Source organism: Hansschlegelia sp. (genome assembly GCF_035538955.1).
GTDB lineage: Bacteria > Pseudomonadota > Alphaproteobacteria > Rhizobiales > Methylopilaceae > Methylopila.
The window spans coordinates 56,409-71,961 of record NZ_DATLJK010000016.1 but is presented as its reverse complement, the minus strand read 5'-3'; the positions used below and the strand labels follow the sequence as shown (position 1 = coordinate 71,961).

The window sequence follows — 15,553 nt, the reverse complement described above, 5'->3', positions numbered from 1 at the left end:
GCCTCAAAGCCCGAGACCTGATCGCGATGAACGCCCGCCGCGCCGACCTCACGCCCGCCCGCCTGCCGCGCGGCTTCGCCGACCGCGGCGCGGCCGAACTCGCGGCCACCCGCGAGATGACGGAAGCCATCCGCCGGACCTACGAGCTTTGGGGGTTCGAGGCGATCGAGACGCCGTTCTTCGAGTACACCGACGCGCTCGGCAAGTTCCTGCCCGACCAGGATCGGCCGAACGCCGGCGTGTTCTCGCTCAAGGACGACGACGAGCAGTGGCTCTCGCTGCGCTACGACCTGACCGCGCCGCTCGCCCGCTTCGTCGCCGAGAATTTTCAGCGCCTGCCGAAACCCTATCGCAGCTACCGGTTCGGCCCCGTCTTCCGCAACGAGAAGCCGGGACCAGGGCGCTTCCGCCAGTTCCTTCAGTTCGACGCCGACATCGTCGGCGCGCCCTCCGTCTCGGCCGACGCCGAGATGTGCATGATGATGGCGGACGCGCTCGAGGCGGTCGGCATCCGGCGCGGCGACTATGTGGTCAAGGTCAACAACCGCAAGATCCTCGACGGCGTGATGGAGGCGATCGGCCTCGGCGGCCCGGAGAACGCCGGCCGCCGGCTGACCGTGCTGCGCGCCATCGACAAGCTCGACCGGCTGGGGCCGGAAGGCGTCCGCGCCCTGCTCGGCGAAGGCCGCAAGGACGAGAGCGGCGACTTCACGAAGGGCGCGGGGCTCGATGCAGCCGCGGCGGCTCGCGTGCTCGACCTCCTGAAGGCGAAGGCCGGCGACAACCTGCAGACCGCTCGCCGGCTGTTCGACGAGTTCCCGGAGCCGGGCGCCGGCCAGGAGGGGGCGCGGGAGCTCTCCGCGGTGGCGACGCTGATCGATCAGGCCGGCTATGGCGACAGGGTGGAGCTGGACCCGGCGGTTGTTCGCGGCCTGGAATACTACACCGGCCCGGTCTTCGAAGCCGAGCTCACCTTCAAGATCGAGGACGAGGACGGCCGGCCGATCCAGTTCGGCTCGGTCGGCGGCGGCGGCCGGTATGACGGCCTCGTCGGGCGTTTCATGGCCGACGACGTGCCGGCGACCGGCTTCTCGATCGGCGTCTCGCGGCTGCAGGCCGCGCTTCGCGCCCTGAAGGGCGCCGAGGCGCCGGCCGATCTCGGGCCCGTGGTGGTGCTGGCGCTCGACCGCGAGCATATCGGCCGCTCGATGGCGCAGGCCGCGACGCTGCGCGCCGCCGGCATCGCCGCGGAAGTCTATCTCGGCGCCTCCGGCATGAAGGCGCAGATGAAATACGCCGACCGCCGCAAGAGCCCCTGCGTGGTGATCCAGGGCTCGGACGAGCGCGAGAAGGGCGAGGTGACGCTCAAGGACCTGATCGAGGGCGCCAAGGCGGCCGCCGCGATCTCGGACCGCGCGGAATGGACCGAGAGCCGGCCGGCGCAGGTGACCGTGCCGGAGGAGCGGCTAGTCGAGGAGGTCCGGGCGATCCTCTCCCGGCACGTCTAGACCGGCCGCGGCGCGCTAGCAGGCGAACTTGTCCCGGACGTCCTGCTCGGTGACGTTCGCCATCGGCATCATGAACTTCACGGCCTCGGTCTTGCGGCCGGGGCGCATGATCAGCACGACGGTCTCCGCGCCGCCGCAGGCCGGATCGCCGCAGTCGATCTCGCTCACCGTCACGGCGTCGTCCTCCGTCAGCGACAGCGCGTCGCGCACCAGAGCGGCGACCCGGCGCGAGGCGTCCGCGCGCCCGGGATCGTCCCGGCGGGATCGGAACAGAAGAGCCATGCGGCCATGTGTACGCCTCCGGAGGCCGCGTAAGACAGGGCGAAACGCCGCGCCGGCCGGCGGGCCAAGCGCGCCGGAGCGGAAAAAAGTCGCGTCCGGCCGGCCCGGCTGCTAGACGCGCCGTGAAATCTTGACCTCCGGCCTTCCAGATCGATGTCGCGTCCCCTGCCCCAAGCCCTGATCGACCGGTTCGAAGCCGCAGGCTTCGCGCGCGTCGACCTGCCGGTTCTTCAGCCGGCGGAACCGTTCCTCGACGTCATGGGCGAGGAACTGCGCCAGCGCATGTTCCTCACGTTCGACGCCGCGGGCCGCGAGCTCTGTCTCAGGCCGGACTTCACGATCCCCACCGCGCTGCTGCACCTCGCGCGCGGCGAGGCCGGCAGGGCCGCCTCTTATTCCTACGCGGGACCGGTGTTCCGGCACGGCGCCAATGGCGGCGAGGTGGCGCAGATCGGCGTCGAGAGCTTCGGCCGGCCCGACCGTCTGGCGGCCGAGACCGAGGTGCTCGGCCTTGCGCTGGAGGCGGCGGCGACGCTTGGGCTGCGCACGCCGGAGATCAGGCTGGGCGACCGCGCGCTCGTGGAGGCGGCGGTCAACGCGGTCGACGCGCCGGCTTCGCTCCGGCGGCGGATCAAGCGCGAGATCGCCTTCGGCGGCTCGCTCGACTGTCTCGCCAGCAAGGCGAAGGGCGACGCCGAGCACGCCGGCCTGTTCGCGGCGCTCGAGGCCGCCGGGCCGGAGACCGCGCGCGGCGTGATCGAGGACGTGCTGTCCCTCGCCGGAATCACGACGGTGGCCGGCCGCACCCCCGCGGAGATCGCGGAACGCTTCATCGAGCGCTCCGCGGCGCGCTCGGCTGTCGTCTCGCCTGCGCAGCGCCAGGCGCTCAAGACGTTTCTCGCAATCGACGCTCCCGCGCCGCAGGCGAGCGCGCGCATCCGCGCGCTTCTCGGCGCGAGCGAAGCCGCGGACGCCTTCGACCAGCGGATCGCCGCATTCGCCGCCGCCGGGCTGCCAGTCGACGCCATGCGGTTCTCCGCCGGGACCGGCCAAGGTTTCGACTATTACGACGGCCTCGTGTTCGAGCTCGCCCGGCCCGACGGCGGCGAGGCGCTCGGCGGCGGCGGCCGCTATGACGGGCTGCTCAAGGCGCTCGGCGCCGAGCAGCCTGCGCCTGGCGTCGGCTTCGCGCTCTGGCCTGACCGCTTCGAGGAGACATCGCGATGAGCGGGCTGGTCCTCGCCATTCCCTCGAAGGGCCGCCTGCAGGAGAACGTGCAGGCGTTCTTCGCGCGCGCCGGGCTGACCTTCGTGCAGGCCGGCGGATCGCGCGACTACCGCGGCGCGATCGCAGACGTGCCCGATGTTGAGATCGCCTATCTGTCGGCCTCCGACATCGCCGGCCAACTCGCGAGCGGCGCGGTCCATCTCGGCGTGACCGGCGAGGACCTCGTCCGCGAGACGATCCCGGACGCCGACCTTCGGGTGAAGCTGCTGCAGCCGCTCGGCTTCGGCTACGCCAATGTGGTGGTGGCCGCGCCGAAGGCGTGGATCGACGTCAGCACGATGTCCGATCTGGATGACGTCGCCGAGGACATGCGCCGACGGCACGGCCGCCGACTGCGGGTCGCGACCAAATACGTCAACCTCACCCGCGGCTTCTTCGCCTGGAAGAAGACCGGCGAGGGGCGCAACGGCCCGGGGGTTTCAAACTATCGGATCGTCGAGAGCGTCGGGGCCACGGAAGGCGCGCCGGCGGCGGGCTCCGCCGACGTGATCGTCGACATCACGACCACCGGCGCGACGCTCGCGGCGAACGGCCTCAGGGTTCTGGACGACGGAGTGATCCTGCGCAGCCAGGCGCAGCTCGTGGCGAGCCTCGCGGCGGAGTGGAGCCCTGCCGCCCGGAGCGCCGCGCGCACGATCCTGACCAGGATCGCGGCCGAGGTTCGGGCCCGCAGCGTTCGCGAGATCAGGGCCGTGATCGATGGCCGCGTCGAGCGGCTGATCGTCGACCTCGGCGCTCGGTTCGACGCGCGCGCGCCGTTCGGCCCGCCGGCGCCCGGGACGCCGCTCGTACTGCACGCGCCGAAACGGTCGGTCTTCGATCTGGTCGAGGCGCTCTCCGCGGCGGGCGCGGGAGCCGTCACGGTTTCGACCCTCGAGGACGTGTTCGAATCTTCGCCCGCTCTGGTCGAGGATCTGTTCGGCGCGCTCGGGGGCTGAAAAAGGAAAAGGCGGAACCGCCTCGGGGGGTAGCGGTTCCGCCTCATGAAGTCGACCAGTCGGGGGGGCTGGCCGGCTTTGTCAAAAGCTCGTTGCGAGCTTCCGAGCCTAGAACGGCCCATCAACGCGGCAGTTCCGGGGCGACGAAAAAAAACTTTGATCAGCGCAGAGGCGGCACTGCAGCCCCGAGCCTGCGCTCCAGAAACGCGATCGTACGGTCCCAGGCGAGCGCCGCCGCCTTGCGATCGTAGCGCGCGGGATTCGTGTCGTTATTGAAGGCGTGGTTCGCGCCCTCATAGATGAACAGCTGGTACTCCTTGTCGGCGTCCTTCAGCGCCCTTTCGAAAGCCGGCACGCCTGCGTTGATGCGCTCGTCGAGCCCTGCGTAGTGCAGCAGCAGCGGCGCCTTCACCTCAGCCGCCTCGTCGGGATCAAGAGGCTGCCCGTAATAGGCCACGGCGGCCTTCAGATCCGAGGAGGCGACAGCGAGCCTGTTGGCCATGCCGCCGCCCCAGCAGAAACCTACGGCGCCCACGGCCCCGTTGCTCTCCTGACGCTTGGCGAGAAACGACACGGCCGCCACGAGAGCGTCCGTCGCCTTCTTGAGATCAAGCGCGCCGATCAGCTCCCGCGCCTTGTCCTCGTCCGGCGGGGTGCCGCCGACCGGGGACAGCAGGTCGATCCCGAAAGCGAGGAACCCCGAGACCGCTAACCGGCGCGTCACGTCCTCGATATGCGGGTTCAAGCCGCGATTCTCGTGGATCACGATCACGCCCGGCCGCCTGGCGTCGCCGATCGGGTGCGCGAGGAGACCCGAATAGGGGCCGTCCGGGGTTTCGAAGGCCGCCATCGCGGTGACGATTCGCCGGTCGTCGGGCGCGACGAGCGCGGCGCGGGCGTAGTCGTTCGACAGCGCCGCGAGCGCCACGTTCGCAGCGCCGACCGAACCCACCAGCCCGACGAGCCTCTCGAAGAAGGCGCGGCGGCCCATCTCGCCATGGGTGTAGCGGTCGTAGAGGGCGACGAGGCGTTGCGCAGGACGATCGGTCATAAGGGGTTCCCAGCCGCAGACAGGCGCGGTCCGGCGACCGTATATCCCGCGACCGCCCTTAGGCGATGCTCACGCACAGTTCATCGCGGCGGAGACACTGCGCGGGCGATCGCCTCGAATTCCGGCTTGCGGGCGTCGAAGCCCGCTTTGTCGCCGACGCAGACGACGGTGGTGCGGCCCTTCGGCGTGTCGATCAGCACGAGGTAGGAGCGGAGCTCCGCCGTCTTGGGTTCGCCCTCAGTGGCCTTGAAGTCGGCTACCACGGCGGCGCCCGCGAGGCCGCCCTGTTCGAAGGGCATCACGCTCGCCACGTCGTAGCGCAGCGAAAGCGTGGCGCGGATGAGCTCCGTCCACTCCTTCTTCTGCGTGAAAGCGTTGATCTCGGGCTGGGTGAGACCGGCGTTCTGCGGAGCCGCCTGGAAGGCGATCTTGCAGCCGGTCTCGGCCTCATCCGCCTTCTGCACCGCGAACACGACGGCGTAACGCGCGTCGCCCTCGGCGCGTTCGGCCTTGTAGCCGTCGGGCGGAAGCACCGCGAGGCCGGTGGCGTCGTCGCGCAGCGGCTCTGCCGCGAAAGCCCCGCTCAGCGTGAACGCCACGGCGAGAACACAGACCACGGCCCTCACGCTCATCCGCAACCCTTTAGCGCCGGCAGTTGTGGTTCGGCGGGGCGCCGGCCCGCCGTCGAAGCTCGGCATAGCCTGCGCGCGCGGCGAAAAGGAGGAAATGCATCAATTAAGCTAAACACCGCCGGGCGCCGGCGCTCAGGCGATCGGGGCTCCGAGCGTCTCGATCACGCGGCAATCGCCCACCCGGCCATGCCCGCAGCCTTCCACCATGCGCTTCAGCTCCGCCCGGAGCGCGGTGAGCTGCGCGATGCGGCCGTCGACCTCCGCGAGCCGCCTGAGGGCGATTCCGTCGGCGTCCACGCAAGGCCGATCCGGTTCCGCGCTGAGCGCCAGAAGATCCCGGATCGCGTCCAGCTCGAAGCCGAGCGCGCGTGCATGGCGGATGAAGTTGAGGCGCGAGAGATCGTCTCGACCGTAACGCCGCTGCTTGCCCTCGGTGCGGGCAGGCGGCGCAACCAGGCCGATCTGCTCATAGTAGCGGATGGTCGCCGCCTTAACGCCCGTGCGGGCCGCAGCCTCACCGATTGAAAAGTCGCTCATGGGGCTTGAACCTCTAGTGGCTTGAAGTTGTAAGCCCTGAGGCGAATGCTGGAAAGGATGATCGGCGATGTCTGATCCGTGCTGCCGCGCCCTGCGCTACCAACCGACGGCCGCCCCTCGCGCGCATGGCGAGGCCGGCTGCTGCTCCGGCGGCGTCCCGGCGTTCGACGGCATGGACGCGCGCTACAAGCGGATCCTGTGGGTCGTCATCGGGCTGAACGGCGCGATGTTCGTGACCGAAATGGCGGCCGGCCAACTCGCCGGATCGCAGGCGCTCAAGGCGGATGCGCTCGACTTCCTCGCCGATACGATCACCTACGGCCTCAGCCTCGCCGTGATCGGCGCGAGCCTGCGGGCCAGAGCGGGCGCGGCGCTTCTCAAGGGCGCTTCGCTCAGCCTGATGGCCGGCTGGGTGTTCGGCTCGACCGTCTACCGCACCTTCGCGCTGGGTCTGCCCAACGCCGAGACCATGGGCGTGATCGGCGCGCTGGCGCTCGCCGCAAACCTTGCATCCGTGCTGCTGCTCGCCCGCTACAAGGACGGCGACGCCAATGTGCGGTCCGTCTGGCTGTGCTCGCGCAACGACGCGATCGGCAATGTGGTGGTGATGCTCGCAGCTCTCGGCGTGTGGGGATCGCAGACGCCCTGGCCCGACATCGCAGTCGCGGCCCTGATGGCCGGGGTGTTTCTGTCTTCGTCCGTTCAGATCCTGCGTCAGGCCTGGGCCGAGTGGCGCGCGCCTCGCCATCTGGGCCACCGCGCCGCCCACGGCTGAAACTCCTGCCCGAGCCCGCCCCGGGCGGGCCCTACGCGCGCCTCGGACGTTTGAGCGTGGGGCTCGGCGAGGCGTATGGCATGAAGATCAAGGTTTTGGGCGGCGTGGTCGCCACGGTTCTCTGGTGCGCAGGCGCTCTGGCGGCGCCTGAACGGCCGCGCCCCCCGGCGCCGCCTGAGCTCACCGAGCAGACAATCGACGCCGCCGACTTCGATGGCTGGCGCGCTCGCGACGAGGCCCGCGGGACGGCGGACGCGGATCGCAAGGCCGCCGAAGAGGCCGTCGCCAAGGCGAAGCGAAAGCGCGACCGCAAAGCGGCGCAACAGAAGCTCGCCGCCCTGCCCAAGCCGGACGACGCGCCGGATCCGTTCCTGATCCGCGCGCAGATCCTGCTCGACCGCGCGCACGCCTCGCCAGGCGCAATCGACGGCCGCTACGGCGACAACATGCGGCGCGCCGTCCGCGCCTTCCGCGAGATGCGCGGGCTGCCGGCCGGCGATCAGCTCGACGCGGAGGCTTGGGCCAAGCTGTCCGAGGATCAGGGCAAGGCGACGCAGATCTATGAGATCACGCCGGAGGACGAGGACGGCCGCTATGTCGGCAAGCCGCTGCCGACCGACTACGCCAAGCTCGCTCGGATGAAGTGGATCGGCTTCCGCGACGCCGCCGAGATGCTCGCCGAGCGCTTCCACCTCGACGAGGGACTGATGCGTCGCCTCAACCCAGGAACGGACTTCGACAAGGCGGGTTCGAAAATCCTGGCGCCGGCGACCGGAGACGGTCCGCCGCCGGATCGCCGCGTGCTGCGCATTCTGGTCAACAAGGGCGAGAACGAGCTCCGCGCCCTCGATAAGGACGGCGACCTGGTGTTCGCCGCGCCGGCGACGGTCGGCTCGGGGGACACGCCGTCGCCGAGCGGAACCGTCAAGGTCACAAAGCCCTATCTGAACCCGGTCTACAAGTACGATCCGAAGAAGAACTTTCAGCAAGGCAAGAACAAGCGGAAGCTTACCTTGAAGCCCGGTCCCAACGGACCGGTCGGCAGCATGTGGATCGACCTCGACAAGCCGACCTACGGCATCCACGGAACCCCGGAACCGTCAAAAATCGGCAAGACGGAAAGCCACGGCTGCGTCCGCCTGACGAACTGGGACGCCGAGACGCTGGGCGGGCTGGTCGAGCCGAACAAGACAGTGGTGGAGTTCAGGTGACCGTCGGCGCCTGAAAGGAACGAGGCGCCGGCGCGTCACACCCGCGCCGCCGCCTCACGCAGCTGACGGACGTCGTCCTCGATCACGAGCGCCGCCTCGGCGCGGGCGAGCGCAAGCGCCGATTGCCGCCGGGCGGGGGCCGCGTAACGTCCGTCGCCCAGGCGTGCGAGCGTATGAAGCGCCTTCTGCAGCCGGAGCCCGACCTCGACGAGGCCTGCGCCGTCGCGGCCCAGCGGCTGGAACACGTCGGAGAACAGATCGTCGGGTTCTATCCCAGGCACGAACACGCGCGGATACGCGATCTCTGGCTTCGCCTCGGGGCTTGACCACAGAGCCAGCACCCGCACCGCCCGCCCGATGACGTCGATTGCGGTGCCGGGATCGTTGATGCCCGGCGAAAGCGCGCGCGAGGCGATCTCGGAAAGGACGCAGAGCCCGAAGCGAGGATCCTGATCGAATGAGCGCGTGTCGCCGACGCTGAAGCAGCGGCGGACCGCTTCATCGTTCTCCTGGCTCAATCCTACCGTCCACGCCAAGGGTCGCGCTGGCTCGGCGAACATCCCCGGGATCGCGCCGAGGTAGATCCTCCCCTCGACGGCTTCGGCCAGAGAGGAAAGTTCGCCGACGTCGACATGCTGCACATAACCGATCCGGTCGACCGCGATCGGGCGCGCGTCTGTCGGGACGATGCGCTGGGAGTCGAGCCGCACGCCGCCGAGATAGGGACGCCGCTGGCGGTCGCGCATGGCTGTGGCTGCGACCTCCTCCACCCGGGCAGTCGTCTCCGTGACCCGGCCCAGCTTCGATAGATGGTCAATCCAGCGCAACAGAGTGACCACGATCAGCACGATGATCACGATGGTGACGCCGAGCAGCACCACACGCCCTTGGTCGCCATAGGCGCCTGTGCTCAGCGCCACGATCCCCACCAGACTGAACAGAAAAGAGCCGAGAAAGGTCGCCAGCACGTTCTGGGTGGTGGAGTCCTCCATCACAAGCCGGGTGGCCCGCGGCGTGACGTTGGTGGTGGCGGCGGAGTAGGCCGAGACCATGACGTTGAGAGAGAACGTCGTCACCGCCAGCATGCTCGACGCGATGATGCCGAGAATGTTGTCGACCGAGTCAGCGCCAACCTTGGCTGGAACGTCCATGGGGATAAGCGGCGCGATGACGATGGCGAGCAGAGCCGTCAGGACGGCTGCGAGCGAGAACAGGCTGGCGCGGAACCAGATGCGGCGGCCAAGCCGCGACAGAAGCCAGAGCCACCGCGACGTCATCACCTTCTCCCAGATCCCAAAAAAAGAGCCCCGGATCGCTCCGGGGCCCTCTTCGTTCAAGAACTGGTTCGGCTGGATCAGAAGTCCATGCCGCCCATGCCGCCGCCCGGCATGCCGCCGCCGGCGCCGCCGGTTTCCTTCTTCGGCAGGTCGGCGACCATCGCTTCCGTGGTGATGAGAAGCGAGGCGACCGAAGCCGCGTCCTGGAGAGCCGTGCGGACCACCTTGGTCGGGTCGACGATGCCGGCCTCGATCATGTCCACATACTCCTCCGTCTGGGCGTTGAAGCCCGAGGTGGGGGAGCTGTTCTCGAGCAGCTTGCCGACCACGATCGAGCCCTCGACGCCCGAGTTCGCGGCGATCTGGCGGATCGGAGCCTCGAGCGCCTTCAGCACGATGTTGAAGCCGGCCTGGATGTCCGGGTTCTCATGCTTGGTGCCGTCGATGGCCTTCTTGGCGCGCAGCAGAGCGACGCCGCCGCCGGGAACGATGCCTTCCTCGACCGCCGCGCGGGTGGCGTTGAGGGCGTCGTCGATGCGGTCCTTCTTCTCCTTGACCTCGACCTCGGTCGCGCCGCCGACGCGGATCACCGCGACGCCGCCTGCGAGCTTGGCGAGACGCTCCTGGAGCTTCTCACGGTCGTAGTCCGAGGTGGTCTCCTCGATCTGCGCCTTGATCTGCGCGACGCGGCCTTCGATGGCCTCCTTGTCGCCGGCGCCGTCGACGATCGTGGTCTTCTCCTTCTCGAGCGTCACCTTCTTGGCGCGGCCGAGCATGTCGAGTGTCACGTTCTCGAGCTTGATGCCGAGGTCTTCGGAGATCACCTGGCCGTTGGTCAGGATCGCGATGTCCTCGAGCATCGCCTTGCGGCGATCGCCAAAGCCCGGAGCCTTGACGGCCGCGACCTTGAGGCCGCCACGGAGCTTGTTGACGACGAGCGTGGCGAGCGCCTCGCCCTCGATGTCCTCGGCGATGATGACGAGCGGCTTGCCCGACTGCACGACCGCCTCGAGAACGGGGAGGATCGCCTGCAGGCCGGAGAGCTTCTTCTCGTGGATGAGGATGTAGGGGTCCTCGAGGTCCGCGATCATCTTCTCGGCGTTGGTGATGAAGTACGGCGAGAGGTAGCCGCGGTCGAACTGCATGCCTTCGACGACTTCGAGCTCGGTCTCGAGGCTCTTGGCCTCCTCGACCGTGATGACGCCCTCATTGCCGACCTTCTGCATGGCGTTGGCGATCATCTCGCCAAATTCCTTCTCGCCATTGGCCGAGATGGTGCCGACCTGCGCGACTTCCTCGGAAGACGCGATCTTCTTGGAGGACGCCTTGAGGTGCTCGATGACCTTGGCGACGGCGAGATCGACGCCGCGCTTGATGTCCATCGGGTTCATGCCGGCGGTGACGTACTTGGCGCCTTCCTTGACGATCGCCTGGGCGAGAACCGTCGCGGTCGTGGTGCCGTCGCCGGCGAGGTCGTTGGTCTTCGAGGCCACTTCGCGCACCATCTGGGCGCCCATGTTCTCGAACTTGTCCTCGAGCTCGATCTCCTTGGCGACGGTGACGCCGTCCTTGGTGATGCGCGGCGCGCCGAAGGACTTCTCGATCACGACGTTACGACCCTTCGGGCCGAGCGTGACCTTCACCGCATTGGCGAGGATGTCGACGCCGCGCAGCATCTTCTCGCGCGCGTCGGCGGAAAAACGTACGTCTTTCGCAGCCATGGTCAGTTGCTCCTATGAGCTGGTTTTAGAAAACCGGCTCGCCGCGAACTTCCGTTCGGGCCCCGCCGGATCAAATCGTCTCGGATCTTCAGGCGATCACGCCCATGATGTCCGACTCCTTCATGATCAGCAGCTCTTCGCCATCGATCTTGACTTCGGTGCCGGACCACTTGCCGAACAGGATCTTGTCGCCGGCCTTGACGTCGAGCGCCACGACCTTGCCGCTGTCGTCACGGGCCCCGGGACCCACGGCGACGACTTCGCCTTCCTGCGGCTTCTCCTTGGCGGTGTCGGGGATGATGATCCCGCCCTTGCTCTTCTCCTCGGCGGTCAGACGGCGGACGACCACGCGGTCGTGCAGCGGACGGAAGTTCATGGGGCTAAATCCTCTTGAGCGCGCGCGCTTGCTTCGCGTTCCAAAATCTCGCCGGCGGGCAGGCCGCCGTGCTGTTAGCACTCTTCGGAGTCGAGTGCTAACGCGCGGTGGAGATACGAACGCGGCCGTGGCCTGTCAAGATTTCGCGATCCGGCCCGCCGCCGATTTTTTCCTGGTTGGCGGTGGTTCGGCCGCCGCTCGGCGATCAGTCGTGGGCTGGCGCCCGAAACCGCGCCATGCGCCGCCTGCGATCTGCTTCAGGCGGCGGAGCGAAGCCGCGAGACGCTCGCCGGGCGACAGCTTGCTCGGGGCCGCGGCGAAAGCCTGCTCAAGCAGACCTTCGAGCGACGGCAGGTAGCTCGAGGCCAGCATGATCTCCCGCAGAAACCGCTCCGGGTCTTTTGGCCTTGAGGCGAAAAGGTCCTGGTCCTGATCCTGCCCGCGACGCCTCGCCCGCGCATAGATGCGCGCGATGCGGCTGCGCACGTAACTCTCGGAATGATCTTGCAGCACGAAATACAGGATCGAGCCGTGGCTCGATCCTGCGACCCGGATCTTGCGGAGATTGCGCCCGCCAAGCCGGTCCGCCTCGGCGAGATCGGTCGCGTTCTCGGTCGCGAAGACCACGGTGGCGTAAACGTTCGACGCGTCGGCGACCCGGGTGACGTCGCCGTGCAGGCGCAGCGCCGCCGCCATTGCGAACTTGGCTCTGGCGACCCGGCGCAGCCGCCGGTAGCTCGGGAAATAAAGATCGACGTTGAGCGGATGAAGCCGCACCTGCGGGCTGAAGGCGAGCGCGCGGAAAACGCGGCGCGGCCGCATCCGCGCACAGAGCCGCGTCAGGAGCAGCGCGCCGAAGCCGCCCTTGCTGGTCCCGAGGAACAGCACGCGCTCATAGCCGCGCCGATCGATCAGCTCGACCAACGCGCGCGCGAGCTTCCGCGCGACCGGAAGATAGTAGAAGCCCTTGCGATCCGAGACGTACAGCGCGTCGCTCGGAAATGCGTGGCGGTAAAGGATGAACCGACGGCTCGGGGAGAAGACGACGATCAGGTCACGGGGGTCCGCGCCCGGCCGGAACTCCAAGGCGACGTCCGGGATCGACGGAAGCTGCTCGCCGGTTCCGCGATCCGCCGTCGAGTTCGGATCGGCTGCGGCGCCGTAACCGAGCGGCGGGACCGCCGAAGCGCCGGCGGCGTCAGGCCTAGATCGATCGCGAACCAAGCAGTCGTCTTGCAATCAGGCGTCCTTTCCAGATCGGTCGGGCGGACCGGATAACACGAGGCGGACGCCGGACGACAGAACCGCCCCTACGCATCTCCGCTTGATTCCCCTGAGTTTAGCGCCGATCGTGGCTGCAATGCCGACTCGCGACGAGATCGTGGATATCCACACCATGTGCGCCTGCTCGCACACGCGGATGGCGGCGCGCGCGGTGACGCGGTTCTATGACGAGGCGCTGCGGCCCTCTGGGCTCAAGGGAACTCAGTTCGTCCTGCTCGCCGCCATCGAGGCCGGCGAGGCGAGCTCGATCACGGACCTCGCCGATTTGATCGACATCGAGCGCACGACGCTGGTCCGCAATCTTCAGTTGCTGCGCAAGGAAGGCCTGGTGGCGCCCCTGAAGGGCCTCAACGGGCGACGCAAGCCGACGCTTACCGAGCAAGGCCGCGCCGCGCTCGACGCCGCGCTGCCGCTTTGGCGGCTCGCGCAGAACGAGATGGAGGGGCGGCTCGGCTTCGGCTCCTGGCAGGTCACGCGGCGCAGGCTGGGCGAGCTCCGCAAGGCGGTGAGTTGACCCTCACGCGATCACGGCGCGGGAGAAGCGGCATTCGAGCGCGCCCGTTCCATCGTGTCGGGCCCGGGCGCCCGGTTCGCGGATGAAGCCCTGCCGCTCGCAGAACCGCTGGACGTCCTCAAGCGCCACATCGATCCAAAGCGACAGCCGTTCGCCGCCCGAGGCGGCCGCGAAGGCGTTGGCGCCGGCGAGCAGCGCCGCCGCCAATCCTTGTCCGCGGGTTTCCGGCGTCAGACAGATCATCGAGAGTTCGAACTCCTTCGGGCGGCCATGAGCCGTCAGGCCGAGCGAGCCCACAACCTCGCCGTCGCAGAACACCAGCCAAAGCCGGCCGCCGCGTTCGGCGAACGAACTCGCAGGACGATCGAGTCCCGGGCGCTCGGAAACCTCTTCGGACGGCCCTCCCCTGACGGTTTCGTCCATCAGCCGCGCGAGCGCCGGCCCATCTTCGTCCGTCGCCTCGCGGATCACGAATTCCGACATTTCCCGTACAAGCTCCCGAAGCGCGTTGCGCCGCCCGCTGCGTTTCCGTTATGGGGCGCGGACGCCGCAAGGCGACGCGACGCCCTCGTGGAGTCCGAGATGCGCGAACCCGGACCAGCCCACCCGATCACGATCAGCCCGGTCACGGGGCGGGTCGTGGTGCGCTTCGGCGGAGCCGTAATCCTCGTCACCCGCGATGCGCTCGAACTGCGCGAGGCGAATTATCTTCCGGTGCTCTATATGCCGCGCGAACAGGCGGAGATGACGTATTTCGAGCCCAGCTCGAAACGCACCACATGTCCGTACAAGGGCGAGGCGAGCTATTTTGGCCTGCGGATCGGCATATCGCATGCGCCCGACGCGGTGTGGACCTACGAGAACCCCTACCCTGCGGTCGACGCGATCAGGGGCCGGCTCGCCTTCTACCCGGAGCGAGTCTCCATCGAGGTCGAGTCCGACTGAGCTCGACCGCTCGCGCGCCTTTGTTCCACACGGCTCACCTTCGCCACTTTACTGGCGGAGAGGAACGCAATCGTTCATCCCGCGTAAATGACGGCGAACCAAAATGCTTCGCCGCCGCCCGTTCGTCGTTCTCTAGGAGTTCCACGGTGATCCTGGTCCGTGCGTCCGTCGCCGCCGTCTGCGGCGCCATTGCGCTTGGCGTCGGCGCCTTCTGCGCCGCGCCCGCGTCAGCCGATCCTATGGTCATTCCGGCCCCGGACTACGTGCCGAGGGGAGAGCCGAGGGTCGTCGAACGCTATTACGAGGACGGCCACGTCATTCGCCGCGTGGAGCGGCGCGCTTACCGGCGCGGCTATGTCGAGGACATGTTCGACGATCCTGAGGACAGGATCTACCGTTACGAGGGGCGGCCTCGTCGGATTCCGACAACGCGCCAGCGCGAGTACGACGTCTATGACGGGCCTGATCCTTACGGCCGCGACGCCCGGACGTACCGGTACTATGAAGATCCCCGCTACGATCCCTATGACCGCGAGCCTGAGGTCAGACGCGGAACGCGGCTCGCGGGCCCACCCTCCGCCGCCGGCGCTGACCAGCCGATCCGCCGGGCGATGGACCCGAAATTCGCCCGTGCGGTCGTGCCGTATCGGGGCTCGGAGCCAGCCGGTTCGATCGTGATCGACACCAAGGCGCGCTATCTGTACCTGATCCAGAATGACGGCTCGGCCATCCGCTACGGCGTCGGCGTCGGCAAGGAAGGCTTCGGCTGGAAGGGCACCGAAACGATTTCGGACAAGAAGGAATGGCCGGACTGGCGTCCGCCCGCGGAGATGCGCCAGCGCCGTCCTGAGCTTCCGGTGATGATGGCCGGCGGGCCGGACAACCCTCTTGGAGCCCGCGCGCTTTACCTCGGCAAGACGCTCTACCGTATCCATGGCTCCAACGAGCCTTGGACGATCGGGCATGCGGTCTCGTCCGGCTGCATCCGGATGACGAACGAGGACGTCATGGACCTTTATGAGCGGGTCGGCGTCGGCACGACCGTCAAGGTGATCTGACGACCTCCGGCAGGCTTGGTCCGACGCGCCTGCGCCGGACTCCTCCGGGTTAACTAACCCCTAAATTCAATTACACTTTTTATTTTTCTCAGCCTCGCTCCGATCATGAAACTTGGCGCTCGGCCGGACGTTAAGGCGCCGGGGTCGAGTTGTGTCG

General features: G+C 68.2%; 17 protein-coding genes. 8 read left to right on the top strand and 9 right to left on the bottom strand.

Annotation, left to right across the window (positions count from 1 at the left end; genetic code table 11):
• Positions 1–26 precede the first annotated feature (26 nt).
• On the top strand, positions 27–1,508 hold the full coding sequence (hisS, locus tag VM780_RS15510; protein WP_325448948.1) for a histidine--tRNA ligase: 1,482 nt from the start codon (positions 27–29) through the stop codon (positions 1,506–1,508).
• Positions 1,509–1,523: 15 nt separating this feature from the next.
• Here hisS and VM780_RS15505 read toward each other — a convergent pair whose 3' ends face one another.
• Complete coding sequence (locus tag VM780_RS15505; RefSeq protein ID WP_325448946.1) at positions 1,524–1,790, bottom strand: hypothetical protein; 267 nt, start codon at positions 1,788–1,790, stop codon at positions 1,524–1,526.
• Between the two features lie 153 nt (positions 1,791–1,943).
• Here VM780_RS15505 and VM780_RS15500 point away from each other — a divergent pair, with 153 nt between their 5' ends.
• Both VM780_RS15500 and hisG read left to right on the top strand, forming a co-directional pair.
• Positions 1,944–3,017, top strand: a complete 1,074-nt coding sequence (locus VM780_RS15500; protein WP_325448944.1) for an ATP phosphoribosyltransferase regulatory subunit — start codon at positions 1,944–1,946, stop codon at positions 3,015–3,017.
• Positions 3,014–4,015 (top strand): ATP phosphoribosyltransferase, encoded by a 1,002-nt coding sequence (gene hisG, locus VM780_RS15495; RefSeq protein ID WP_325448942.1) that lies wholly within the window; start codon positions 3,014–3,016, stop codon positions 4,013–4,015. Before VM780_RS15500 ends, hisG begins: the two co-directional genes overlap by 4 nt.
• 160 nt (positions 4,016–4,175) lie before the next feature.
• Here hisG and VM780_RS15490 read toward each other — a convergent pair whose 3' ends face one another.
• The 3 genes from VM780_RS15490 to VM780_RS15480 form a co-directional block, all read right to left on the bottom strand.
• The gene (locus VM780_RS15490) at positions 4,176–5,066 is read right to left on the bottom strand and encodes a dienelactone hydrolase family protein (RefSeq protein WP_325448940.1); all 891 of its coding nucleotides are present in this window, start codon (positions 5,064–5,066) and stop codon (positions 4,176–4,178) included.
• 80 nt (positions 5,067–5,146) lie between these two features.
• A complete protein-coding gene (locus VM780_RS15485; protein ID WP_325448939.1) occupies positions 5,147–5,698 on the bottom strand; it encodes a hypothetical protein in 552 nt (183 codons plus the stop codon).
• Between the two features lie 132 nt (positions 5,699–5,830).
• Positions 5,831–6,235, bottom strand: a complete 405-nt coding sequence (locus tag VM780_RS15480) for a helix-turn-helix domain-containing protein (RefSeq protein WP_325448937.1) — start codon at positions 6,233–6,235, stop codon at positions 5,831–5,833.
• A 67-nt stretch (positions 6,236–6,302) separates the two neighbouring features.
• Between VM780_RS15480 and VM780_RS15475 the strand changes: the two genes are divergently transcribed.
• Together VM780_RS15475 and VM780_RS15470 are read left to right on the top strand one after the other, a co-directional pair.
• Positions 6,303–7,010, top strand: coding sequence for a cation transporter (locus VM780_RS15475; protein WP_325448936.1), 708 nt, complete (start codon positions 6,303–6,305; stop codon positions 7,008–7,010).
• A gap of 80 nt (positions 7,011–7,090) precedes the next feature.
• Positions 7,091–8,221: a L,D-transpeptidase family protein gene (locus VM780_RS15470; protein WP_325448934.1), complete on the top strand. Its 1,131-nt coding sequence runs from the start codon at positions 7,091–7,093 to the stop codon at positions 8,219–8,221.
• 35 nt (positions 8,222–8,256) lie between these two features.
• On the opposite strand, the gene VM780_RS15465 is transcribed toward VM780_RS15470, so the two are convergent.
• The 4 genes from VM780_RS15465 to VM780_RS15450 form a co-directional block, all read right to left on the bottom strand.
• A complete protein-coding gene (locus tag VM780_RS15465) occupies positions 8,257–9,498 on the bottom strand; it encodes a DUF2254 domain-containing protein (RefSeq protein ID WP_325448932.1) in 1,242 nt (413 codons plus the stop codon).
• Positions 9,499–9,575: 77 nt separating this feature from the next.
• The gene (groL, locus tag VM780_RS15460) at positions 9,576–11,219 is read right to left on the bottom strand and encodes a chaperonin GroEL (protein WP_325448930.1); all 1,644 of its coding nucleotides are present in this window, start codon (positions 11,217–11,219) and stop codon (positions 9,576–9,578) included.
• 88 nt (positions 11,220–11,307) lie between these two features.
• Positions 11,308–11,595: a co-chaperone GroES gene (groES, locus tag VM780_RS15455; RefSeq protein WP_325448928.1), complete on the bottom strand. Its 288-nt coding sequence runs from the start codon at positions 11,593–11,595 to the stop codon at positions 11,308–11,310.
• A 135-nt stretch (positions 11,596–11,730) separates the two neighbouring features.
• On the bottom strand, positions 11,731–12,834 hold the full coding sequence (locus tag VM780_RS15450) for a hypothetical protein (protein WP_325448926.1): 1,104 nt from the start codon (positions 12,832–12,834) through the stop codon (positions 11,731–11,733).
• A gap of 121 nt (positions 12,835–12,955) precedes the next feature.
• Between VM780_RS15450 and VM780_RS15445 the strand changes: the two genes are divergently transcribed.
• Entirely contained in the window at positions 12,956–13,393 is a 438-nt protein-coding gene (locus tag VM780_RS15445) for a MarR family winged helix-turn-helix transcriptional regulator (protein WP_325448924.1), read from the top strand.
• A 3-nt stretch (positions 13,394–13,396) separates the two neighbouring features.
• Here VM780_RS15445 and VM780_RS15440 read toward each other — a convergent pair whose 3' ends face one another.
• On the bottom strand, positions 13,397–13,876 hold the full coding sequence (locus tag VM780_RS15440; protein ID WP_325448922.1) for a GNAT family N-acetyltransferase: 480 nt from the start codon (positions 13,874–13,876) through the stop codon (positions 13,397–13,399).
• Between the two features lie 99 nt (positions 13,877–13,975).
• On the opposite strand from VM780_RS15440, the gene VM780_RS15435 reads away from it, so the two are divergent.
• On the top strand, positions 13,976–14,338 hold the full coding sequence (locus VM780_RS15435; RefSeq protein ID WP_325448920.1) for a DUF427 domain-containing protein: 363 nt from the start codon (positions 13,976–13,978) through the stop codon (positions 14,336–14,338).
• A gap of 152 nt (positions 14,339–14,490) precedes the next feature.
• Positions 14,491–15,396 (top strand): L,D-transpeptidase, encoded by a 906-nt coding sequence (locus tag VM780_RS15430; protein WP_325449146.1) that lies wholly within the window; start codon positions 14,491–14,493, stop codon positions 15,394–15,396.
• Positions 15,397–15,553: the final 157 nt, after the last annotated feature.

Coding starts and splice junctions, on each gene's coding strand:
- VM780_RS15485 (WP_325448939.1), bottom strand. CDS start 5,698: ATGAGCGTGAGGGCCGTGGTCTGTGTTCTCGCCGTGGCGTTCACGCTG.
- VM780_RS15500 (WP_325448944.1), top strand. CDS start 1,944: ATGTCGCGTCCCCTGCCCCAAGCCCTGATCGACCGGTTCGAAGCCGCA.
- VM780_RS15480 (WP_325448937.1), bottom strand. CDS start 6,235: ATGAGCGACTTTTCAATCGGTGAGGCTGCGGCCCGCACGGGCGTTAAG.
- VM780_RS15470 (WP_325448934.1), top strand. CDS start 7,091: ATGAAGATCAAGGTTTTGGGCGGCGTGGTCGCCACGGTTCTCTGGTGC.
- VM780_RS15505 (WP_325448946.1), bottom strand. CDS start 1,790: ATGGCTCTTCTGTTCCGATCCCGCCGGGACGATCCCGGGCGCGCGGAC.
- groL (WP_325448930.1), bottom strand. CDS start 11,219: ATGGCTGCGAAAGACGTACGTTTTTCCGCCGACGCGCGCGAGAAGATG.
- hisS (WP_325448948.1), top strand. CDS start 27: ATGAACGCCCGCCGCGCCGACCTCACGCCCGCCCGCCTGCCGCGCGGC.
- VM780_RS15490 (WP_325448940.1), bottom strand. CDS start 5,066: ATGACCGATCGTCCTGCGCAACGCCTCGTCGCCCTCTACGACCGCTAC.
- VM780_RS15475 (WP_325448936.1), top strand. CDS start 6,303: ATGTCTGATCCGTGCTGCCGCGCCCTGCGCTACCAACCGACGGCCGCC.
- groES (WP_325448928.1), bottom strand. CDS start 11,595: ATGAACTTCCGTCCGCTGCACGACCGCGTGGTCGTCCGCCGTCTGACC.
- VM780_RS15440 (WP_325448922.1), bottom strand. CDS start 13,876: ATGTCGGAATTCGTGATCCGCGAGGCGACGGACGAAGATGGGCCGGCG.
- VM780_RS15435 (WP_325448920.1), top strand. CDS start 13,976: ATGCGCGAACCCGGACCAGCCCACCCGATCACGATCAGCCCGGTCACG.
- hisG (WP_325448942.1), top strand. CDS start 3,014: ATGAGCGGGCTGGTCCTCGCCATTCCCTCGAAGGGCCGCCTGCAGGAG.
- VM780_RS15445 (WP_325448924.1), top strand. CDS start 12,956: ATGCCGACTCGCGACGAGATCGTGGATATCCACACCATGTGCGCCTGC.
- VM780_RS15465 (WP_325448932.1), bottom strand. CDS start 9,498: ATGACGTCGCGGTGGCTCTGGCTTCTGTCGCGGCTTGGCCGCCGCATC.